This window comes from Polynucleobacter sp. MWH-Aus1W21, from assembly GCF_018687275.1.
Classification (GTDB): domain Bacteria; phylum Pseudomonadota; class Gammaproteobacteria; order Burkholderiales; family Burkholderiaceae; genus Polynucleobacter.
Genome location: NZ_CP061287.1, coordinates 2,055,061 through 2,076,478, shown reverse-complemented (window position 1 = coordinate 2,076,478; position 21,418 = coordinate 2,055,061). Strand labels below are relative to the sequence as shown.

16 protein-coding genes are annotated in these 21,418 nt (G+C 46.1%); 12 read left to right on the top strand and 4 right to left on the bottom strand.

All coding sequences use genetic code 11. The annotated features are described in order from the left end of the window. Nucleotides 1–4: 4 nt before the first annotated feature. Nucleotides 5–1,987 carry a monovalent cation:proton antiporter family protein gene (locus tag ICW03_RS10730; protein ID WP_215348001.1) on the top strand — a complete coding sequence of 661 codons (1,983 nt, stop codon included), beginning with the start codon at nucleotides 5–7 and terminating at the stop codon, nucleotides 1,985–1,987. A gap of 14 nt (nucleotides 1,988–2,001) precedes the next feature. Here the strand turns inward: ICW03_RS10730 and uvrA are convergent, their stop codons facing one another. Then, nucleotides 2,002–4,899 carry an excinuclease ABC subunit UvrA gene (uvrA, locus tag ICW03_RS10725; RefSeq protein WP_215348000.1) on the bottom strand — a complete coding sequence of 966 codons (2,898 nt, stop codon included), beginning with the start codon at nucleotides 4,897–4,899 and terminating at the stop codon, nucleotides 2,002–2,004. A gap of 37 nt (nucleotides 4,900–4,936) precedes the next feature. On the opposite strand from uvrA, the gene ICW03_RS10720 reads away from it, so the two are divergent. Further along, a complete protein-coding gene (locus ICW03_RS10720) occupies nucleotides 4,937–6,121 on the top strand; it encodes an MFS transporter (protein ID WP_215347999.1) in 1,185 nt (394 codons plus the stop codon). Nucleotides 6,122–6,201: 80 nt separating this feature from the next. Beyond that, nucleotides 6,202–6,657, top strand: a complete 456-nt coding sequence (gene ssb / locus ICW03_RS10715) for a single-stranded DNA-binding protein (RefSeq protein WP_215347998.1) — start codon at nucleotides 6,202–6,204, stop codon at nucleotides 6,655–6,657. 113 nt (nucleotides 6,658–6,770) lie between these two features. On the opposite strand, the gene queF is transcribed toward ssb, so the two are convergent. The 3 genes from queF to ilvA are packed head-to-tail and all read right to left on the bottom strand — an operon-like array spanning nucleotide 6,771 to nucleotide 10,049. Further along, nucleotides 6,771–7,598: an NADPH-dependent 7-cyano-7-deazaguanine reductase QueF gene (gene queF, locus ICW03_RS10710; RefSeq protein ID WP_215347997.1), complete on the bottom strand. Its 828-nt coding sequence runs from the start codon at nucleotides 7,596–7,598 to the stop codon at nucleotides 6,771–6,773. An 8-nt stretch (nucleotides 7,599–7,606) separates the two neighbouring features. Further along, on the bottom strand, nucleotides 7,607–8,515 hold the full coding sequence (locus ICW03_RS10705; RefSeq protein WP_215347996.1) for a 5'-nucleotidase: 909 nt from the start codon (nucleotides 8,513–8,515) through the stop codon (nucleotides 7,607–7,609). A 13-nt stretch (nucleotides 8,516–8,528) separates the two neighbouring features. After that, nucleotides 8,529–10,049 carry a threonine ammonia-lyase, biosynthetic gene (ilvA, locus tag ICW03_RS10700; protein WP_215347995.1) on the bottom strand — a complete coding sequence of 507 codons (1,521 nt, stop codon included), beginning with the start codon at nucleotides 10,047–10,049 and terminating at the stop codon, nucleotides 8,529–8,531. 134 nt (nucleotides 10,050–10,183) lie between these two features. Here ilvA and ICW03_RS10695 point away from each other — a divergent pair, with 134 nt between their 5' ends. The 9 genes from ICW03_RS10695 (at nucleotide 10,184) to nudB (ending at nucleotide 21,409) form a co-directional block, all read left to right on the top strand. Continuing rightward, entirely contained in the window at nucleotides 10,184–14,023 is a 3,840-nt protein-coding gene (locus ICW03_RS10695) for an FAD/FMN-binding oxidoreductase (RefSeq protein ID WP_215347994.1), read from the top strand. Further along, nucleotides 14,023–14,421: a gamma-butyrobetaine hydroxylase-like domain-containing protein gene (locus ICW03_RS10690; RefSeq protein WP_215347993.1), complete on the top strand. Its 399-nt coding sequence runs from the start codon at nucleotides 14,023–14,025 to the stop codon at nucleotides 14,419–14,421. The genes ICW03_RS10695 and ICW03_RS10690 overlap by 1 nt, the downstream gene beginning before the upstream one ends. After that, on the top strand, nucleotides 14,421–15,164 hold the full coding sequence (gene ubiE, locus ICW03_RS10685) for a bifunctional demethylmenaquinone methyltransferase/2-methoxy-6-polyprenyl-1,4-benzoquinol methylase UbiE (protein ID WP_215347992.1): 744 nt from the start codon (nucleotides 14,421–14,423) through the stop codon (nucleotides 15,162–15,164). Before ICW03_RS10690 ends, ubiE begins: the two co-directional genes overlap by 1 nt. Before the next feature lie 68 nt (nucleotides 15,165–15,232). Continuing rightward, a complete protein-coding gene (locus ICW03_RS10680; protein ID WP_215347991.1) occupies nucleotides 15,233–16,144 on the top strand; it encodes a Tim44 domain-containing protein in 912 nt (303 codons plus the stop codon). Nucleotides 16,145–16,197: 53 nt separating this feature from the next. After that, a complete protein-coding gene (locus ICW03_RS10675; RefSeq protein WP_215347990.1) occupies nucleotides 16,198–16,818 on the top strand; it encodes an SCP2 domain-containing protein in 621 nt (206 codons plus the stop codon). Nucleotides 16,819–16,820: 2 nt separating this feature from the next. Further along, entirely contained in the window at nucleotides 16,821–18,407 is a 1,587-nt protein-coding gene (gene ubiB / locus ICW03_RS10670) for a ubiquinone biosynthesis regulatory protein kinase UbiB (protein ID WP_215347989.1), read from the top strand. A gap of 52 nt (nucleotides 18,408–18,459) precedes the next feature. Continuing rightward, on the top strand, nucleotides 18,460–19,113 hold the full coding sequence (locus ICW03_RS10665) for a DUF502 domain-containing protein (RefSeq protein ID WP_215347988.1): 654 nt from the start codon (nucleotides 18,460–18,462) through the stop codon (nucleotides 19,111–19,113). A 16-nt stretch (nucleotides 19,114–19,129) separates the two neighbouring features. Continuing rightward, complete coding sequence (aspS, locus tag ICW03_RS10660; RefSeq protein WP_215347987.1) at nucleotides 19,130–20,929, top strand: aspartate--tRNA ligase; 1,800 nt, start codon at nucleotides 19,130–19,132, stop codon at nucleotides 20,927–20,929. A 30-nt stretch (nucleotides 20,930–20,959) separates the two neighbouring features. Continuing rightward, nucleotides 20,960–21,409 carry a dihydroneopterin triphosphate diphosphatase gene (gene nudB / locus ICW03_RS10655; RefSeq protein WP_215347986.1) on the top strand — a complete coding sequence of 150 codons (450 nt, stop codon included), beginning with the start codon at nucleotides 20,960–20,962 and terminating at the stop codon, nucleotides 21,407–21,409. The last annotated feature ends 9 nt before the right edge of the window (nucleotides 21,410–21,418 follow it).

Sequence of the window (21,418 nt, the reverse complement as noted above, 5' to 3'; positions counted from 1 at the left end):
GTATATGCCGTCAGTCCTTCAATTAACCCTCATTCTCCTGGCCTCGGGTGTGGCCGGAGTAGTTATTTTCCGCTATTTTGGCTTGCCACCTATTTTGGGCTATTTGGCCATTGGCGTTCTGATTGGCCCCCATGCCTTCGGTCTGGCAAATGATTCGGCCACGGTCAAGTATTTGGCTGAATTCGGGGTGGTTTTCTTGATGTTCTCGATTGGTCTGGAATTTAACCTGCATAAATTGCGGGCAATGCGATCTATCGTATTTGGCCTTGGTGGCAGCCAAGTCATTCTGACCATGCTGCTGGCAATTCCGGCTAGCTTGTTAATGAATTGGATATACCCCATCTCTTGGCACGCTGCGATAGCATTAGGTGGTGCGCTGGCGATGTCATCAACCGCAATTGTGACCAAGCTCATTTCTGATCGTGCTGAATTGGAGACAGAACATGGTCGCAATGTAGTGGGTATTTTGTTATTCCAAGATTTGGCCGTAGTCTTCTTATTGATCTTATTGCCGTCACTTGGAAAAAATCCTTCGGACTTATTTGTTGCACTGACTGCGGCCTCAATCAAAATCACGGTTGCCTTGGTATTGATTTTCTTCATTGGCCAAAGTTTGATGAGTCATTGGTTTAGATTGGTTGCCAAACTGCGCTCACAAGAGTTATTCATGCTGAACCTCTTGTTGATTGTGCTCGGCATGGCGGGGCTAACAGAGCATTTTGGTTTGTCGCTAGCGCTTGGCGCTTTCTTGGCTGGTATGTTGATTTCTGAAACCCCTTATCGCCATCAGGTGGAAGAAGATGTAAAACCATTCCGCGATGTCTTGCTGGGCCTCTTCTTTATTACGATTGGCATGTTGCTCGATTTCAATGTCATTCGCGAGCAGTGGGTGCTTGTTTTAGCTTTGCTAATCGGCCCGTTAATTTTTAAGTTTGGCTTAATCGCTTTACTCTCTAGAGTCTTTGGCTCCAGCCCTGGCATCTCCATTAGAACTGGCTTGTGTCTGGCTCAGGCAGGTGAATTTGGTTTTGTGTTGCTCAATCAAATTGATGGTTTAGATTTGATTGACCCAATATTGAGTCAAGCAGTATTGGCAGCTATGTTGATCTCCATGTTCTGCGCACCTTTCTTTATTGAATACAGCGATCGTATTGCGATGCGTTTCTCTAGCAATGAGTGGTTGTTGCAATCACTTGCTCTTACTCGTGTCGCCGCCAAGAGTGTGCGCAATGAAAACCATGTTGTTATTTGTGGCTTCGGTCGTTCAGGTCAAAGCTTGGCACGCATGCTTGACCAAGAAAAGATTCCCTACATTGCATTGGATTTGGATCCAGATCGTGTCAAAGAAGCTGCGGCTGCTGGTGATAACGTGGTCTACGGCGATGCAAGCCGTGAAAACTATTTAGTGGCCGCAGGTCTCTCTAGAGCAAAGGCGGTAGTCATTACCTATGCTGATACTGCAGCAAGCATGCGCGTTCTCCGTCAAGTTGAGCATTTGCGTCCGGGCATGACTGTATTGGTGCGCACTAGAGATGATGCGGACATTGCGAAGTTACAGGCCGCTGGAGCTACAGAAGTCGTGCCTGAATTAATCGAAGGCAGTTTGATGATTGCCTCACATGTTCTACTTATCATGGGTGTGCCCATGCGTAAAGTGGTGCGACGCATAACAACAGCAAGGGAAGAGCGCTATAGCTTGTTGAGGGGTTACTTCCGCGGATCTGCGGATGATGACTTTGGTTCGAATGAGTCTTGGCGCTTGCATGCCATTACTCTGTTGCCCCATTCACAGGCAATTGGTAAAACCTTGGGTGAGCTTGACTTGGATGAAGAAGGCGTCAACGTTCAGGCAGTGCGTCGTAAAGGTCGAAATGCGGATTACGTGAAGCTTGACCCCACTCCAGACCTACAGCTAGAAGCTAACGATATTTTGGTGATCTCAGGTAATTCAGAGGCAACGGATTTAGCTGAAGCTAAATTACTCTGAGATCAGATAGAGTCTCACTTTTTCTTTTTGCCCACTGCAGGAGTAATAGTTTTACGAGTGAGCAATGGCGCTAAGTAGTGACCCGTAAAGCTCACTTCATTTTTCGCGACATCTTCTGGCGTGCCAGTAGCAATAATCTGTCCACCGCCAGCGCCACCCTTAGGCCCTAAGTCAATAATCCAATCTGCCGTCTTAATGACGTCGAGATTGTGCTCAATAATGACAATCGTATTGCCCTGTTTCTTGAGTGTCTGAATCACTGTTAGTAGCAACTGGATATCATGGAAATGCAAGCCAGTAGTTGGTTCATCAAGGATGTACAAGGTTCTGCCAGTGTCCCGCTTAGAAAGCTCTAGAGAGAGTTTTACGCGTTGTGCCTCGCCACCAGATAGGGTGGTTGCGCTTTGTCCAAGCTTCACATAGCCGAGACCTACATCTAGTAATGTTTTGAGTTTGCGCTTCACTACCGGAACTGCTTCAAAGAATTCATGGGCTTGCTCGATAGTCATCGATAGCACTTCATGAATATTCTTACCTTTGTAGCGAATATCTAAAGTTTCGCGGTTGTAGCGCTTCCCGTGACAAACGTCGCAAGGTACATAGACGTCTGGCAAAAAGTGCATTTCTACTTTGAGGACGCCATCACCCTCACAAGAATCGCAGCGACCACCTTTAACGTTAAAGGAGAAACGACCTGCCTCATAGCCACGTTCACGTGATGCGGGAACTCCAGCAAAGAGTTCTCTAATAGGGGTAAATAGTCCTGTGTAGGTTGCAGGATTAGAGCGTGGAGTTCTACCGATCGGAGATTGGTCAACGCTAATCACCTTATCGAAATGCTCTAGACCCTTGATTGCATCGTGTGCTGCAGGCTCTGCATTCGAGCCATATAGATGTTGTGCAACTGCATGATGCAAGGTGTCATTAATTAAGGTGGATTTACCCGAACCTGATACGCCGGTAACGCAAGTCAGCAAGCCAACTGGAATCTTCGCATGTACAGATTGCAAGTTATTGCCACGTGCACCAATAATCTCCAAGAAGCGATCATTTACTGGAATACGTTTTTCTGGAACCGCAATCGCTTCACGGCCAGCGAGGTATGCACCAGTTAAAGAGTTCGGATTTGCTTCCACTTCTGCAGGCGTACCTTGTGCAACTACTTCGCCACCATGAACGCCAGCACCAGGGCCGATATCAATGACCCAGTCAGAGGCACGAATCATATCTTCATCATGCTCAACGACTAAGACGCTATTACCTAAATCACGTAAGTGTTTTAAGGTGCCAATCAGTCGATCGTTATCGCGTTGATGCAGGCCAATTGATGGTTCATCCAATACGTACATGACGCCTGTTAAGCCAGAGCCTATCTGGCTTGCCAGACGGATACGTTGAGCTTCGCCACCCGACAGTGTGTCAGCGCTTCGCTCTAGAGAAAGATAGTCTAGACCGACGTCATTTAAGAAGCGTAGGCGTGCACCGATCTCTTTAACGATCTTGTCGGCAATTTCTCGTTTAGCGCCTTTGAGCTCAAGGGCTTCAAAATATTCTTTAGCTTCCTTGAGTGGCAGGGCGCTAATTTCATAAATAGCGCGAGATTGTTTTTTCTCACCCACTTTGACAAAGCGCGCTTCTTTGCGTAAACGACTACCGTTACATTCTGGGCAAGTTTGTACGTTTTGATAGCGCGATAGTTCCTCACGTACTGTCATCGAATCCGTTTCGCGATATCGCCTTTCAAAGTTGGCAACAATGCCTTCGAAAGCATGTTCGCGAATACTATTCTTGCCACGCTCATTGATGTACTCAAATGGGATGGTGACATCACCGGAGCCCAGGAGAATGAGATCTTGCTGTTTTTTGTTTAGAGTCTCAAATGGCTTCTCGACATCAAAGCCACCATGTTTAGCAAGGGTCTGGAGTAGTTTGAAGTAGAACTGGTTGCGACGATCCCAGCCTTTAATGGCTCCGGATGCTAGCGATAAATCAGGGTGAGCAACGATACGCTTTGGATCAAAGAAAGATTGGTGGCCTAAGCCGTCACAGGATGGGCAGGCACCCATTGGATTATTGAACGAGAAGAGACGCGGCTCTAATTCTTGTAAGGAGTATGAGCAAACTGGGCAAGCAAACTTACTTGAGAAGATCATCTCTTTGCCAGTATCCATATCGACGATCATGGCTTTACCATCGGCAAGGCGTAATGCAGTTTCAAAGGATTCTGCTAAACGTTGCTGAATGTCGGGTCTAACTTTAATGCGGTCAACAACTACTTCAATCGAGTGTTTATCGTTTTTCTTCAATGTTGGCAGTTGATCGACTTCAAAGATCTCCGCCTTAGCAGCGTTAGCTGTGCCGCCACCAGAGCGCACCCGAAAGCGTACAAAGCCTTGTGCCTGCAAGTCTTGGAAGAGGTCAACGAATTCACCTTTACGCTCGCTTACAACGGGAGCCAGAATCATTAACTTCGTTTCTTCTGGCATCGACAGTACGGTGTCTACCATTTGTGAAACGCTTTGTGCTTCCAATGGGAGATCGTGATCGGGGCAGTGTGGCGTTCCAGCACGTGCAAATAACAAACGCAAGTAGTCATGAATCTCAGTAACAGTACCAACAGTCGATCGAGGGTTATGGCTGGTTGCTTTTTGCTCAATCGAAATCGCTGGCGATAGTCCTTCAATCGTGTCAACGTCTGGCTTTTCCATCAGTTGCAAAAACTGACGTGCATAAGCTGAGAGAGACTCAACATAGCGGCGCTGGCCTTCTGCATACAGAGTGTCGAAAGCTAATGAGCTTTTGCCTGAGCCGGATAAGCCGGTGAGGACGACTAATTTCTCTCTAGGGATGTCTAGATTGATGTTTTTGAGGTTGTGGGTGCGGGCACCGCGGATCTTGATTTCGTTATTCATGATTTTTTAGCGTAACTTGTTAATATAGCTCTTTCCCATGAATCCTTCTGAACTCCGCTCCACTCTGGCCTTAGCAGGCATCTTTGGCCTCCGTATGTTGGGCTTATTTCTGCTATTGCCCATCTTCAGCATTCATGCGCGAGGCTTGCCGGGCGGTGAGCATGCCCTTTGGGTGGGCTTGACCCTCGGAATCTTCAATATTGTTCAGGCCTGTTTTTATATCCCTTTAGGCCGTTTATCTGACCGAATTGGGCGTAAACCAGTTGTTTTATGGGGTCTGTCCTTATTTGTAGCTGGCGCTCTGATTTGTGCCGCCAAAGATGATTTGTTGTGGATTGCGATTGGCCGCGGAATTATGGGTGCCGGAGCGGTTTCAGCTGCTATCTCAGCCTGGGTGGCTGATTTAACCCGAGAGCAAGTCCGCACCCGAGCCATGGCCTTAGTTGGCGGCAGTATTGCCCTGTCATTTGCATTGTCATTAGTTATTGCAGCACCAATTTATCGCGCCATTAGTCTTAGTGGAATTTTTATTGTTCTGGCGGTATTGGGCGTAGTTGCAATGTTCGTCACTTACTACGTGCTACCCACAAATAAGCCTGAAGTAAAAGTTCAGCAAGCTTCTTTGAAGGAAGTCTTTTTCCGCCCTGAGTTGATGCGTTTAAATATTGGTGTATTTGTATTGCATGCAACCCAGGTGGCTATGTTCTTAGTAGTACCAAGACTTTTAGTGCAAGCTGGTTTACCGCTCTCATCACATTGGGAAATCTATTTACCAGTAGTGCTGCTATCGTTTTTCTTCATGGCCCCTGCAATTATTTATGGCGAGAAGAAGCAGAAATTAAGAACCGTTCTTTTGATCGCAATTGTTTCATTGCTAGTTGCAGAATTGATCTTTACGCAAGCAAATTCAGTAATGATGATTGCGGGTGCATTACTAGTTTATTTTGTAGGCTTTAATTTACTCGAAGCCTTACAACCCTCTTTGGTGTCACGTTTTGCTAAAGAATCCAAGGGTACAGCATTAGGTGTTTACAACACCACCCAATCCATTGGACTCTTTACAGGGGCTGCATTTGGAGGTTATTTGATGGATAGCCATGGTGATTTATCGGTCTTTGCAATGGGCGCGGCGCTCCTAGTTTGCTGGCTTATAATTGCTTGGTCGATGGGTGAAATGCCAACGAGAGCAACAGATTCAAAGGATGTAGCCACAAAGACATAACCGCAGCTTCATAGATTAAATAAAAGCGAGCAGTTTATTTTTAGTAGTAATAACGGTAGTATTTTTCTTCGGGAGACAACATGGCTTCGGTAAATAAAGTCATCATCGTAGGTAACGTAGGACGCGATCCAGAAACACGTTACATGCCAAGCGGCGACGCTGTTACAAACATTTCAGTAGCAACATCAGATCGCTACAAAGATAAGCAAACTGGCGAAATGAAAGAAACCACAGAATGGCACCGCGTTGCATTCTTTGGCAAGCTTGCAGAAATCGCTGGTCAGTACCTCAAAAAAGGTTCACAGGTTTACGTTGAAGGTCGTTTGCGTACTCGTAAATGGACTGACGCTAGTGGCCAAGAAAAGTATTCCACAGAGATCGTTGCAGAAACTATGCAAATGCTTGGTGGCAAGCCAGTTGGTGGCGGTGGTGATGGTGGTGAAAGCTATAGCCGCTCAAAGCCGGCTGAGCAGTCTGCTCCAGCGGCATCAAGCGCTGCATCATTGGGCGCAATGGACGACGATATTCCGTTTTAAGCATTACTAAATAACTCGCTAGTTGTTACTTGGTGAGTTGAATAGCAAAAACCCCTTTTAGGATTACCTACAAGGGGTTTTTATTTGTCTACTTTTAAAACTGAGTAATTTATTTACTGTCTTGAGTGACGAATATTTTCAGGCCACGGCGAGTTGTGATCAGTGCGAAATGGGTTGATATCTAATCCACCACGTCTTGTATAGCGCGCATACACAGAAAGCTTCTCTGGTTTGCACTGACGCTTGATATCCGTAAAAATAGTTTCTACGCAATGCTCATGGAACTCACCAAGCTGTCTAAAGCCAATCAGGTAGCGCAATAAACCTTCTTCCAGAATTGGCCTACCTTGGTAACGAATTTGTACACTTGCCCAATCTGGTTGGCCCGTGACTGGGCAATTAGATTTGAGTAAGTGAGAAACAAGACATTGCTCTATCGGGCCAAAGGATTCATTCACGCCCAATAGGCTTGGGTCAGCAGGCAGGTTTGGATCAATCTCAATATCCAGGCGATCCATTAAGATGCCACCCATTTCTTGCATACCTTTTTTTGAGATTACTTCCGTAGGGTTGATACGTGTTGTGATCTTGCTACCAGCAACCGCAGATAAGTCTGTAATGAGCCGCTCTTTCACTTCATTCTCGTCTTCAAAGCGTGCGCTGTTGAGGCTATTGAGATAGAGCTTGAACGATTTAGACTCAATCATATTAGGCGAGTCTGCAGGAATCTGAAACTCAGCCAAGGCAATTTGAGGCTTCCCTTTTTTATTGAGCCAGCTCAGTTCAAAAGCGTTCCAAATATCCACTCCAACAAACGGCAACGCTTGATTTTCTTTGATAGCTAGCTTCTTCCGGTTCTCAGATCTTGGAATGGGAAATAACAAACTCGGATCATATTGATCTGGATATTGTGTAGATTGTCCGAGCGGTAGTGTTGCCATGAATTATTTTATTTCTTAGGCTTATTAGATACACCCGATACTACGTGACCTGTTGGCGCAACAGATGCGGCAGATTGGCAATGACCAGTTTGATCGTCAAAGAAGAAGTCTGGCTCAAATTCTCGTAGGAACTCACTCTTGGAAAGTCCACCCAAGAACATCGCCTCATCCACATCAATACCCCATGCCATCAGAGTGCGAATAGCACGTTCGTGTGCGGGAGCGGAGCGTGCCGTCACTAGTGCCGTACGAATGCGCATGCCATTTTCACTGGTGGAGCGTTGCAGTCTGTGGAGAGCTTCGAGCAATGGCTTGAATGGGCCTGGAGGCAATGGAATATCAACCTTCTTGCTCTCATGGTCTACAAAAGCTTCGAGACCTTTTTTCTGAAACACTTGCTCAGCTTCGTCGGAAAACAGTACCGCGTCTCCGTCAAATGCGATACGAATTTCATTGGGATGAGATTCAGCAGTTTTGCTGGACTCTGGAAATACACGCGCCGCAGGAAATCCAGCATCAATCGTTGCACGTACATCATCTTCATTTGCAGATAAGAAAAGGTTGGCGTGAAGTGAGCGTAGGTAATGGTACGGAGGGCGACCTCTAGTGAATACGCCGCGTTCAAGATGCAATCCGTGATGCTCTGCAGAACGGAAGACTCGTAGACCACTCACAGGATCGTTACGAGAGAGAATCACTACCTCAACACGCTGCTCACCTTCTTCATTAAAAGCGAGCAGTTTCTTAACCAGTGGAAAGGCTACCCCTTTTTGGGCTGCCGCACCCAGACGCTCAAGCTGTAATTTCATATAAGCACTGTCATCGGTAGATTCGAAGATACGGTTCTCTTCTTCGAAATCAAACAGGGCGCGCGAAGAGATCGCGACGACAAGTTTTCCGGTGAGTGTGTATGACATCTTTAAATTGGACTTATTTCAGGAATAGACGATATGCAGGATTGTTACTCTCATCCCAGTGTGGATAGCCCAGGCCAGCCAAGAAGCTTTGGAACTTCTTTTGTTCATTTTTGGGTACCTGTAGGCCAACTAGAATGCGTCCATAGTCAGCACCATGGTTGCGGTAGTGGAACAAACTGATATTCCAGTTAGGTGCCATGCTGGTTAAAAACTTCATCAAAGCGCCTGGACGCTCTGGGAACTCAAAACGATAAAGCAGCTCATCTTTGGCAAGCGCAGAGTGTCCGCCCACCATATGACGTAAATGTGACTTTGCTAATTCGTCGTGAGTCAGGTCAATCGTTGCAAACTTCGCTTTACGAAAATGCTTTGAAATTGTTTCGCTATCGCCAGCTTTTTGTGTGCTGATACCAACAAAAATATGCGCTTCACTTTGGTCGCCAATGCGATAGTTAAATTCAGTTACATTGCGTTTGCCAAGCAATTCGCAGAAGCGTTTGAAGGAGCCGCGCTCCTCAGGAATTGTCACTGCAAATACGGCTTCGCGGAACTCGCCAACGTCTGCGCGTTCAGCTACAAAGCGCAGGCGGCTAAAGTTCATATTAGCCCCGCAAGCCACAGCCACTAGGGTTTTCTTCTTGATCCGTTTTTTCTCAACGTACTTCTTCATTCCAGCAATGGCAAGTGCGCCAGCGGGCTCCAGAATGCTGCGAGTATCGGTGAAGACATCATTAATCGCTGCACAGATTTCATCTGTATCGACGGTGATAATTTCATCGACTACTTTTTTGCAAATGCGGAATGTTTCTTTGCCGACGAGTTTCACAGCAGTGCCGTCTGAGAATAAGCCAACATCTTTCATCTCAATGCGCTTATTCGCCTTGAGTGATTGATTCATGGCATCTGAGTCTGAGGCTTGAACGCCAATTACTTTTGTCTTTGGACTAACTGCTTTGATGTATTCGCCAATACCTGCAATTAGGCCACCGCCACCAATAGCTACAAATACCGCATCGATTGGTTTTTCATATTGGGTAAAAATTTCATGGGCAATGGTTCCCTGTCCTGCAATGACATCCGGATCGTCGAATGGATGAACGAAAGTGAGACCCCGTTTTTTGCCTAAAACTTCAGAATGCTTGAAAGCATCACTATAGGATTCGCCATGAAGGATGATTTCGACCCAAGATCCGCCTCGAGCCTTAACCGCATCAATTTTGACGCTAGGAGTGGTCACCGGCATCACGATTACGGCTTTGCACTTCATTTTGGCTGCCGATAGGGCAACACCTTGGGCATGATTACCTGCGGAAGCTGCGATAACCCCGCGTTTTAAGGCTTCCGGGGGTAAATGGGCCATTTTGTTGTAGGCGCCACGCAGTTTGAAGGAGAAAACCGGTTGGTTATCTTCCCTTTTAAGGAGAACCTGGTTGCCCAAACGTTTTGTCAGCTCGGGGGCGGGCTGAAGTTCGGTTTCTCTGGCTACATCATAGACGCGAGCCGATAAAATTTTCTTTAAATAGTTCGTTGCCATCCAATGAGCGTACCACGGATGGCTCCTAAGCCCTTAGATTTGCAAGGGTTTATCTAATTTAGGAGCAGCTTTCTTGGAATACTGCCAGTATCAGGATTGCTCTATTAAAATGCTTATTTATCAAATATGTCGCTATGAACGCCCCACTAGCTTTGAACCAGTTGCTGGACGCTGAGGCGGGTTCCCCCCGTCTGCGTGAAATTCCCTACAACTACACCTCCTTTTCCGATCGAGAGATTGTTATTCGTCTATTGGGCGAGGAGTCATGGCGCGTTCTAAATAACTTACGAGGCGTTCGCCGTACTGGCCGTTCTGCGCGGATGTTATTTGAAATTCTGGGTGATATCTGGGTTGTTCAACGTAACCCATTCTTGCAAGATGATTTGCTCGATAGTCCAAATCGTCGCAAGCAATTAATCGATGCTCTCTGGCATCGCTTGGGCGAAGTCAAGAAGCGCAATAGCGGCGACTCTGCAGATCAAGTGGAAATTTTATTAAGCGCTGCCTATCGCGCAATAGAAAATTTTGAAAATGGATTTAAAGAAGTTGAAGTAACTCGTAAGCGTGCCCGCAAAGAGTTGGGCCGTCACACTGCTGCCGACAATATTTGTTTTGATGGTGTATCTCGTGCTGCTCATGTTACTGATGCAACAGACTGGCGTGTTGAGTTTCCGCTCGTCGTTCTCAAGCCTGACTACGAATCCGAAATTCCGGGTTTAGTGAAAGCTTGTGTTGAATTAGGTTTGACCATTATTCCTCGTGGAGGCGGCACTGGTTATACCGGTGGTGCAATTCCGCTCTATGCAATGTCTGCAGTCATTAACACTGAGAAGTTGCAAGATATTGGCGGTGTCAAAGCTAAAAAACTTCCTGGCCTTGACCGCGAAGTGTCAACCATCTTCACGGGCGCGGGTGTTGTTACTCGCCGCGTATCAGATGCTGCGGAGCATGCTGGACTTGTGTTTGCGGTCGATCCTACCTCCGCAGATGCTAGCTGTATTGGTGGCAATATTGCGATGAATGCTGGTGGTAAAAAAGCAGTTCTTTGGGGAACGGCTTTAGATAATCTCGCTAGCTGGCGCATGGTTGATCCAGAAGGCAATTGGTTAGATGTGGAACGTCTTGATCACAACATGGGCAAGATTCATGATGTGGCAATGGTGCGCTTTCAATTGACTTGGTCTGATGGAAATAATGAGCCTGGTCAACGCATTCTTAAAACAGAATTGCTAGAAGTTGAAGGTAAACGTTTCCGTAAAGAAGGTTTAGGCAAAGACGTTACTGATAAATTTTTATCTGGTTTGCCTGGCGTGCAAAAAGAAGGTTGCGATGGTTTGATTACCAGTGCAACTTGGGTTTTGCATCGCATGCCTAAATTTATGCGGACGGTTTGTTTGGAGTTTTTTGGACAAGCACGCGAAGCTATTCCGAGCATTGTAGAAATCAAGGCTTACTTAGACGGTCTCAGCAAACAAGGCGGGCCAATTTTGGCTGGTCTTGAGCATTTAGATGATCGTTATTTAAGAGCGGTTGGTTACTCAACGAAATCTAAGCGCAATAGTTTGCCGAAGATGGTATTGATTGGCGATATTGCTGGTGATGATGAAGAGGCTGTAGCCGCAGCTACTAGTGAAGTAGTACGCATGGCTAACTTAAGGGTTGGCGAAGGCTTTATTGCCGTTAGCGCAGAAGCGCGTAAGAAGTTTTGGTTGGATCGCGCTCGTACAGCTGCGATTGCCCGTCATACAAACGCCTTTAAGATCAATGAAGACGTCGTAATTCCTTTGCCCCGTATGGGCGAGTACACCGATGGTATTGATCGCATCAATATTGAGCTCTCTCTCAAAAATAAGCTGCAAGTACTCGATGGTCTAGAGGCTTTCTTGAAAAAGAGCGCTCTACCACTTGGTAAGAGTGATGCTGAGTATGAGATTCCAACAGCAGAAATCTTGGGCGATCGTGTTCAGCAAGCGCTAGATTTAATTGCTAAGGTTCGTGGAAAGTGGGCTGATTGGCTCACTCAGATGGATACGTATTTCCCGCAACTACAAAATTACAGCTTGCGCGCTTCTTGGAAAGAAGAAGTGCGTTCAGAATTGCGCATCATCTTTGGTGGTCTGGCATTTGAGCCCATCCTCACTGAGTTGGAGGCTATTCACAAAAATATTCTGCGCAAGCGCGTATTCGTAGCGTTGCACATGCATGCTGGTGATGGAAACGTACACACCAATATTCCAGTGAACTCCGATGACTACGATATGCTTCAGGATGCGCATCGTGCAGTAGATCGCATTATGAAATTAGCCCGCTCTTTGGATGGCGTTATTTCTGGCGAGCACGGAATTGGCATTACAAAATTAGAGTATTTAACTGAAGCCGAGCTTAAAGACTTCCGTAGCTATAAGAATCGCGTAGATCCAGAAGGTAGATTCAATAAAGGCAAGTTGATGCCACATGCTGATCTCAGTATGGCCTACACACCAAGCTTTGGCTTGATGGGTCACGAGTCGATCATCATGCAGCAAAGTGACATTGGTGCAATTGCTGACAGTGTGAAAGATTGTTTGCGCTGCGGCAAATGTAAGCCTGTTTGCTCAACTCATGTACCACGTGCAAACCTGCTTTACAGCCCGCGTGACAAAATCCTAGCAACATCACTATTGATTGAAGCCTTCTTGTATGAAGAGCAAACTCGCCGTGGCGTTTCAATTCGTCATTGGGAAATGTTTGATGACGTAGCTGCGCATTGCACGGTATGTCACAAGTGTTTGACGCCTTGTCCAGTCAAAATCGACTTTGGTGACGTCACCATGAATATGCGTAATTTATTACGCAAGATGGGTCAGCAACGTTTCAATCCTGGCACGGCTGCTTCCATGTTCTTCCTTAATGCCACCAGCCCGGAAAGCATCCATCTTGCCCGCAAGACGATGATTGGTTGGGGTTATAAGTTACAGCGCTTGGGTAATGATGTGTTGCGTAAGTTTGCAAAAAAGCAAACTGCTCATCCACCTGCAACTGTAGGGAAGCCAAGCGTTAAAGAGCAGGTGATTTTCTTTGTAAATAAGAAGATGCCTGGTAATTTGCCGAAGAAGACGGCGCGCGCATTGTTGGATATTGAAGATGCGAACTATGTGCCGATTATTCGAGATCCTAAAACGACTACTGCGGATACCGAGGCTGTGTTTTATTTCCCGGGTTGTGGCTCCGAGCGTTTGTTCTCACAAGTTGGGCTAGCTACTCAAGCGATGTTGTGGAATGTTGGCGTACAAACTGTTCTTCCTCCGGGTTACCTGTGCTGCGGCTATCCACAGCGCGGTAATGGTGACTTTGATAAGGCTGAGAAGATGATCACGGATAACCGTGTGTTATTCCATCGGGTTGCTAATACTTTGAATTATTTGGACATCAAGACCGTTGTAGTTTCTTGCGGCACTTGTTATGACCAGTTGGCTGGTTATCAGTTTGAGCAGATTTTTCCTGGCTGCCGCATTATTGATATTCATGAGTTCTTGGCTGAGAAGGGCGTCAAGCTCTCTGGCGTCACGGGTGTGAAGTACATGTACCACGATCCTTGTCACTCACCAATGAAGTTGCAGGATCCCTTGAAGACAGTCAATGAGCTAATTCAACTCGAGGATGGCAAAGCAATTGCTAAAAATGATCGTTGCTGCGGCGAGTCGGGTACGTTGGCTGTGACTCGTCCCGATATTTCTACTCAAGTGCGTTTCCGCAAGCAGATTGAAATGGAAAAAGCTGCCAATGAATTGCGTAAAGGTGATTTCACAGGCGACGTTAAAGTGCTGACTAGCTGCCCATCCTGCTTACAAGGTTTGACACGATTTGACGCGGATAGTGATACTACAGCGGATTACATTGTGGTGGAGATGGCGCAGAAGTTGTTAGGCAAAGACTGGATGCAGGACTACGTTGCTAAAGCAAACCAAGGCGGTATTGAGAGGGTTCTCGTTTAATGATTCCAAGCAATATCGTTGTGCATCAACAGTCCAAGGTGTTAGAGCTCTCATACGAGAATGGTCGGACTTATAAATTACCCTTTGAGTTTCTAAGAGTTCTATCTCCCTCTGCTGAGGTTCAAGGTCACGGACCCGGACAGGAAACATTGCAAACTGGTAAGCGCGATGTCTTGATTGCGAACATTGAGCCTGTTGGGCACTATGCTCTGAAGCCAAGTTTTTCCGATGGACATGATTCAGGGTTGTATTCGTGGGATTTTTTGTATTTTTTATGCGAAAACCAAGAGCAGTTATGGAAAGAGCATTTAGATAAATTGGCTGCTGCTGGTCTTGATCGTGATGCGCCTATGGTGCAGGCAGGACAGTCGGGCGGTCATTCTTGTGGAAGTCACTAATGAGTAAAACGCATTTTGGTTATCAAAGCGTTGATGAGACTGAGAAGGCCGGTAAGGTTGCTGAAGTATTTCACTCAGTAGCTAGTAAATACGATGTGATGAATGACTTGATGTCATTTGGTTTGCATCGTGTTTGGAAAAAAATTACGATTGCACGTGCAAATGTTCGTCCCGGTCAAAAGGTTCTAGATATTGCTGGTGGTACTGGTGACTTAGCTGCTGCATTTGCAAAAGCAGCGGACTGGGGTCGTAATCCCGATGCTCAAGTTTGGTTGAGCGACATCAATGCCTCAATGCTGGGGGTTGGTCGTGATCGACTTTTAGATCGCGGAATGGCTTTACCTTGCGTGCAGTTTGATGCGGAAAAAATTCCTTTCCCTAACAATCATTTTGATGTGGTGACGGTTGCTTTTGGTCTGCGTAATATGACCCACAAAGATGTGGCTTTAGGTGAAATGCGTCGCGTAATAAAGCCAGGTGGACGTGTTTTGGTGTTGGAGTTTTCTAAGCCTGATGCCTTTTTGCAGCCCGTATATGACACTTATTCTTTTAAGGTTTTGCCATGGTTGGGCGAAAAGATTGCGCAAGATTCAGAGAGCTATCGCTATTTGGCAGAATCCATTCGCATGCATCCTGATGCCCAAACCCTCAAAGAAATGATGTTAGGAGTGGGTTTTGATGAAGTGGAAACCCATAGGATGACTGGGGGTATCGTTGCCCTACATATTGGTATTAAATACTGATAGTTGTATAGTTTTTAAAGTCTTAAAAACTAAAGAAATTCAGCAGTTATACGAGGGAGTACAGATTCATGAATAAACATTTTTTTAAAGCAATACTTTTAAGTCTTACTTTAATTTTTGCAACAGTGGGTCATGCTGATGCTGCTCGATTGGGTGGCGGTAAGAGCGTGGGTAGAGCACCGAGCGCTCCAATCCAAAAGCAAGCTGCGCCAGCACAAAAGCCTGCACAGCAAGCTCAGCCTGCTGCTCCAGCTCCAGCCCCTCAAGCACCTGCACCTAGTCGTTTTGGCGGTATGGGCGGTATTTTGGGTGGCTTAGCTGCTGGCTTGGGTATTGGTTACCTTTTATCCCATTTTGGTTTGGGTGAAGCGGCCTCATCTTTGATTACTGGTTTATTGATTGCTGTTTTGGCGGGCTTTGCGATCATGTTTGTAATGCGCAAACTCATGCCAAAAATGTCCAGTGCAGGCCAGAGCCCTAATCTTTCCCCTAATGGAATGCAGCGTACTGGTTTAGATCAGACGCCAAGACAAGAGCCCGCTTTTACTCCTGCCGCAAATGCATTTGGTGGTGTTGGCGTTGAACCTGAGTCATTTCAATCAACCTTGCCTCCTGGGTTTGATCAACAAACATTCTTAGAGAATGCCAAACAATATTTTGCGACCTTGCAAAAAGCTTGGGATCAAGGTGATCTTGCTTCCTTGCGAGAATTTACAACTCCAGAAATGTTTGCCACAATCCAGCAGGATTTAGCGGGTCGTACTGATGCAAGCAATCAGACCGATGTTGTGACTATTAATGCTCAGCTCTTAGGAATTGAGACGGCCGACGGACACTATTTCTGTAGCGTTCAGTTCAGCGGCATGATTCGTGAGCAGCAGGGCGCACCAGCGAGTGACTTCTCCGAAATTTGGAATCTAAGCAAGCCGGTAGAGGGGCCTGGCGGCTGGGTACTAGCGGGTATCTCCCAGTTGGTTTAAGCTTTAGGTACTTGCCGTCGGAAAACCCGCACTTGTGCGGGTTTTTTACACTTATGAACACACATTTCTCAACTACCCATACGATTGCCTCCAGCGCTGCCTGTCGGGGGATAAACCATGTTTTGGGTAGTGAGCCATGGGCGAGTGCTGAGTTGGCTCGCCATGCTAATAAAACTATTTTGTTGCAGCTTCCGCTGGGTAATTTATGTTTTGAGATCAAGCCTGATGGTTTATTGGCAAGCCTAAAAGAGATTGAGATCCCTGCACTTGCTTTAGAGGTTTCCTCAAAAGCACTGAGTGATTTGGCTGGCAGCACTGGTTCATTGCGCGAGCAAGCCTTCAAGGCGGTAAAAATTACTGGTGATGCAGACTTGGCTCAACTTTTGGGGCGCCTTGCTGGGCAGTTGCGCTGGGAATACGAGGAAGATTTAGCACGTTTAGTGGGTGATGCACCAGCAAACTTTGCGGTAAGACAGGGGAAAAAGTTTGTCTCCGCCACTCACTCTGCTGTTGCTGATTTACTGGACAATGTAGTGGAGTATGTCAGCGAAGAGAGAAAAGTGCTTTTAAATAAACGAGATTTTATGGTCCGTAAATCTGAATTAAGCCAATTACGCGAATCAGTGGATCGCATGGAAAAGCGCATTCAACTTTTAGAGCAAAAGGCTAAATAATCGTGCGTCGCATTGCTCGTCTTTACTTCATCTTTTTTACTGCTTGGCGTTATGGTTTACTGCCACTGCTTCGCGATCTCTTAAGACCAGGCATTCGCCGTGGCTTCTTAACCATGCTTTGTTGGATTTCTCCTGGCACACATTTGCCTAGAGGTGAGCGTATTCGATTAACGCTTGAAGCGCTGGGTCCTATATTTGTAAAGTTTGGCCAAGTTCTTTCCACGCGTCGTGACTTATTGCCAGAAGATATCGCCAATGAGTTGGCCAAGCTTCAGGATCAAGTTCCGCCATTCTCAAATGAAGAATCTCGCCGCTTAATTGAGAAAGATCTAGGGCAGCCGATTGAGGAAGTATTTATTAGTTTTGATGCAACTCCTGTTGCTAGTGCATCGGTGGCTCAAGTTCATTTTGGAGTATTGCGCGGTACAGAAAAACACCCCGAATGGGAAGGTCGTGCAGTAGCCATCAAAGTTCTTCGTCCGGGGATACTGCCTGTAATCAACGGTGATTTGGCATTGATGTATGACCTTGCTAAGGTTATTGAAAAAAGTTCCGAGGATGGCCGCCGTTTAAAGCCGCGTGAAAATGTTGCAGAGTTTGATACATATTTGCATGATGAATTAGACCTCATGCGCGAAGCTGCTAATGCAAGTCAACTTCGCAGGCAATTTACAGATTCTAAAAAGTTAATGATCCCAGAAATGTATTGGGATCTATGCCATACCAATGTGATTGTGATGGAGAGAATGTATGGCATCTCGATTGGAAAAACTGCGGCCCTACGAGAGGCTGGCGTTGACTTTAAAAAGCTGGCTGCAGATGGCGTAGAGATATTCTTTACTCAGGTATTTGAGTATGGATTCTTCCATGCAGATATGCATCCAGGCAATATCATGATTAGCTTGGAGCCAGAAACATTTGGTCGCTTCATTTCGCTTGATTTTGGAATCGTTGGTGCATTAAGCGAGACTGATAAAAACTATTTAGCACTTAATTTTTTAGCATTCTTTAATCGTGATTACCGACGTGTTGCTGAGTTGCATATTGAGTCAGGTTGGGTTCCCGCTAATACCCGCGTTGAAGAATTAGAGGGTGCGGTGCGTTCTGTTTGTGAGCCCTATTTTGATCGCCCACTAAAAGAAATTTCTCTGGGTATTGTGTTGATGCGATTATTTCAAACTTCGCGCCGCTTTAAAGTAGAAATTCAGCCGCAACTGACTTTGTTGCAAAAAACGCTCTTGAATGTAGAGGGGTTGGCTCGTCAACTTGACCCTGATCTGGATCTTTGGAAAACAGCTAAGCCAATTTTGGAGAGATGGGTAAGTAAGCAATTGGGATGGCGTGGTTTGTTGGATGGTTTAAAGGAAGAGGCTCCTACTTGGGCCAAGATTCTGCCAACATTGCCTCGTTTGATAGCGGATAGTCTGTCTCAAGGCCGAAGTCCCATAAAAGACCAAAACGGCGAAATTGAGCTCCTAAAGGCCCTTTTACTCCAAGAAAAACGTACTCACCGCCTGCTGGCCGGGGCTTTGCTCTTTGCTGGGGGGTTTTTGGCAGGAATTTTGATCATCAGCCTGGGCTTTTATTAGTCTCCCCCTGATTGGCTGCTAACCCGCTAAAATAGCGGGTTAGGCAGAACACATGAAAAAATACTTTATCGCTGGCATCCTCGTATGGGCACCACTGTCGATCACCATCTGGGTGATTGCATGGGGCTTGGGTCTGCTCGATGGCGTATTCGGTTCTGTAATGCACGCCATTATTGCTGTCTTCCCGCGTCAATTTGCTGGAGATTTGCAGCATTTCCGTGAATTACCTGGCGTAGGAATTTTGATTGTGATCGCCGTGATTATGGCTACTGGTTTGTTGGCAATTAATTTTGCAGGCCAGTGGTGGATCAGGATGTGGAACAAACAGATCAATCGCATTCCAATCGTTCGTTCTATTTATTCAAGCGTTCAGCAGGTCTCCTCCACTTTATTTTCTGGAAGTGGCCAAGCATTTAGTAAGGCGTTATTAATTCGTTACCCACATGCTGACTCATGGGTGATTGCTTTTCAAACAGGCACTCCTGCAAAAGAAGTGACTTCTAAATTGGGTGAAGATTACGTCAACGTATTTTTACCAACAACCCCAAACCCTACATCTGGTTTTTTCATGATTGTGCCCCGCGCGCAAACGATTGAGCTTGATATGAGTGTGGAAGAGGCTCTGAAACATATTGTTTCAATGGGCTCTGTTCCTCCTAATAGTTCTAGTGGTTTAACTGCAACTCAGTTACCACACCATTTTTGATTTATAGGAAATTGTTATGTCGATGCGAAGCCATACCTGCGGCCAGGTAACTGATTCACTGATTGGTCAAGAAGTCACACTATCTGGTTGGGTGAATCGCCGCCGTGACCACGGGGGCGTTATCTTTATTGACTTGCGTGACCGCGAAGGTTTTGTACAAGTAGTTTGCGATCCAGATCGCCCAGAGATGTTTGCTCTTGCTGAGCAGGTACGTAGCGAATTCTGTATTCAGATTAAAGGCCTCGTGCGTGCACGTCCTGCTGGTACTGAAAATGTGGATTTGGTTAGTGGAAAGGTAGAAATTCTCTGTCACAGCTTAGTGATTTTGAATGCTTCTGTAACCCCACCATTCCAAATTGACGATGAGAATTTATCTGAGACCACTCGTTTGACTCATCGTGTATTAGATTTACGTCGCCCACAAATGCAAAAGAATTTGCGCTTGCGTTACAACGTTGCAATGGAGTGCCGTCGTTATTTAGATGACGCAGGATTTATCGATATCGAAACACCAATGCTTACTAAGAGCACACCAGAAGGCGCGCGTGATTATTTAGTTCCATCACGTGTACATGACGGTCAGTTTTTTGCATTGCCACAATCGCCACAATTGTTTAAGCAATTGTTAATGGTGGCTGGCTTTGATCGCTACTATCAAATTACAAAATGTTTCCGTGACGAAGACTTGCGCGCAGATCGTCAGCCGGAATTTACTCAGATCGACTGTGAAACTGCTTTCTTAAGTGAACTAGAAATTCGTGATTTATTTGAAAACATGATTCGTCATATTTTTAAGAAGACGATGAATGTTGAGTTGCCAAATCCATTCCCAACCATGCCTTATTCCGAAGGTATGGCACGTTTTGGCTCCGATAAACCAGATTTACGTGTGAACTTTGAGTTCACTGAGTTGACCGATTTAATGAAAGACGTTGATTTCAAGGTCTTCTCCGGTGCGGCTAATCAAGCTGGTGGCCGTGTTGTTGGTTTATGCGTGCCTGGCGGCGCAGAAATCAGCCGTAGCGAAATTGATGACTACACCCAGTTCGTTAGCATCTATGGTGCCAAGGGTTTGGCTTGGATCAAAGTCAACTCTGTGGCTGAAGGTCGCAATGGTTTGCAGTCCCCAATCGTTAAGAATTTGCATGATGCTGCAATTGAAGGGATCTTGAAACGCACTGGCGCAAAAGATGGCGACATTATTTTCTTTGGCGCGGATAAAGAAAAGGTAGTAAACGATGCAATCGGTAATTTACGTCTTCGTATTGGCCAATCTGCTTGGGGTAAAGAGCATGGGCTATTTACCGAAGGTTGGAAGCCATTGTGGGTAGTTGACTTCCCAATGTTTGACTACGATGAAGGCGAGGCACGTTGGGTCGCATGCCATCATCCGTTCACTAGCCCTAAAGATGAGCATATGCAGTATTTGGAAACTGATCCAGGTAAGTGTTTAGCCAAGGCGTATGACATGGTGTTGAACGGTAGCGAAATTGGTGGTGGCTCTGTACGTATTCACCAAGAAGCAGTTCAAAGCCAGGTATTCCGTGCATTGAAGATTGATGCGGAAGAAGCTCAAGCTAAGTTTGGCTTCTTGTTAGATGCACTCCAATATGGTGCGCCTCCACACGGTGGTATCGCATTTGGTTTGGATCGTATTGTCACCATGATGACTGGAGCCGAGTCTATTCGAGACGTAATCGCCTTCCCTAAAACACAGCGTGCGCAATGTTTATTAACTCAGGCTCCTAGCCCAGTGGATGAGCGTCAGTTGCGTGAGTTACACATTCGTTTACGTCAAGCTGCACCAGCTGCTTAAAACAACTTAAGCAGCGTATTTAGATCCGCCTTGAAAATCCCTATTTCGGTTTTAGTAGTTATCTATAAATCGAATAGGGATGTTTTATTAATAGAGCGTGCAGATCGTGCGAGCTTTTGGCAGTCAGTTACTGGTAGCCTAGATGCTACTGATGAAGATCTGGCTCTGGCGGCGGCCCGTGAAGTATTTGAAGAGACGGGTATTGCGGTAGAGGGGTTGCCAAAAGATGCATTGAAAAATATGCACCACCAGATCGAATATGAAATTTATCCTGCCTGGCGTTCTCGTTATGCGCCTGGCGTCATTCGCAATACTGAGCACTGGTTCTCACTAGAAGTTCCCAATAACACCGCTATTACGTTAGCGCCCAGGGAGCACGTGGCCTATGAATGGCTCCCATATCAAGAGGCTGCTAAAAAATGTTTTTCTCCTAGCAATGGAGAGGCCATTCTCAAATTATTTTCAGCAGACCAAAGCTAGTCTGAATAA

What these genes read in the sequence shown, in the direction of transcription:
- ICW03_RS10730 (WP_215348001.1), top strand. Translation starts at nt 5, where the DNA reads ATGCCGTCAGTCCTTCAATTAACCCTCATTCTCCTGGCCTCGGGTGTG.
- uvrA (WP_215348000.1), bottom strand. Translation starts at nt 4,899, where the DNA reads ATGAATAACGAAATCAAGATCCGCGGTGCCCGCACCCACAACCTCAAA.
- ICW03_RS10720 (WP_215347999.1), top strand. Translation starts at nt 4,937, where the DNA reads ATGAATCCTTCTGAACTCCGCTCCACTCTGGCCTTAGCAGGCATCTTT.
- ssb (WP_215347998.1), top strand. Translation starts at nt 6,202, where the DNA reads ATGGCTTCGGTAAATAAAGTCATCATCGTAGGTAACGTAGGACGCGAT.
- queF (WP_215347997.1), bottom strand. Translation starts at nt 7,598, where the DNA reads ATGGCAACACTACCGCTCGGACAATCTACACAATATCCAGATCAATAT.
- ICW03_RS10705 (WP_215347996.1), bottom strand. Translation starts at nt 8,515, where the DNA reads ATGTCATACACACTCACCGGAAAACTTGTCGTCGCGATCTCTTCGCGC.
- ilvA (WP_215347995.1), bottom strand. Translation starts at nt 10,049, where the DNA reads ATGGCAACGAACTATTTAAAGAAAATTTTATCGGCTCGCGTCTATGAT.
- ICW03_RS10695 (WP_215347994.1), top strand. Translation starts at nt 10,184, where the DNA reads ATGAACGCCCCACTAGCTTTGAACCAGTTGCTGGACGCTGAGGCGGGT.
- ICW03_RS10690 (WP_215347993.1), top strand. Translation starts at nt 14,023, where the DNA reads ATGATTCCAAGCAATATCGTTGTGCATCAACAGTCCAAGGTGTTAGAG.
- ubiE (WP_215347992.1), top strand. Translation starts at nt 14,421, where the DNA reads ATGAGTAAAACGCATTTTGGTTATCAAAGCGTTGATGAGACTGAGAAG.
- ICW03_RS10680 (WP_215347991.1), top strand. Translation starts at nt 15,233, where the DNA reads ATGAATAAACATTTTTTTAAAGCAATACTTTTAAGTCTTACTTTAATT.
- ICW03_RS10675 (WP_215347990.1), top strand. Translation starts at nt 16,198, where the DNA reads ATGAACACACATTTCTCAACTACCCATACGATTGCCTCCAGCGCTGCC.
- ICW03_RS10665 (WP_215347988.1), top strand. Translation starts at nt 18,460, where the DNA reads ATGAAAAAATACTTTATCGCTGGCATCCTCGTATGGGCACCACTGTCG.
- aspS (WP_215347987.1), top strand. Translation starts at nt 19,130, where the DNA reads ATGTCGATGCGAAGCCATACCTGCGGCCAGGTAACTGATTCACTGATT.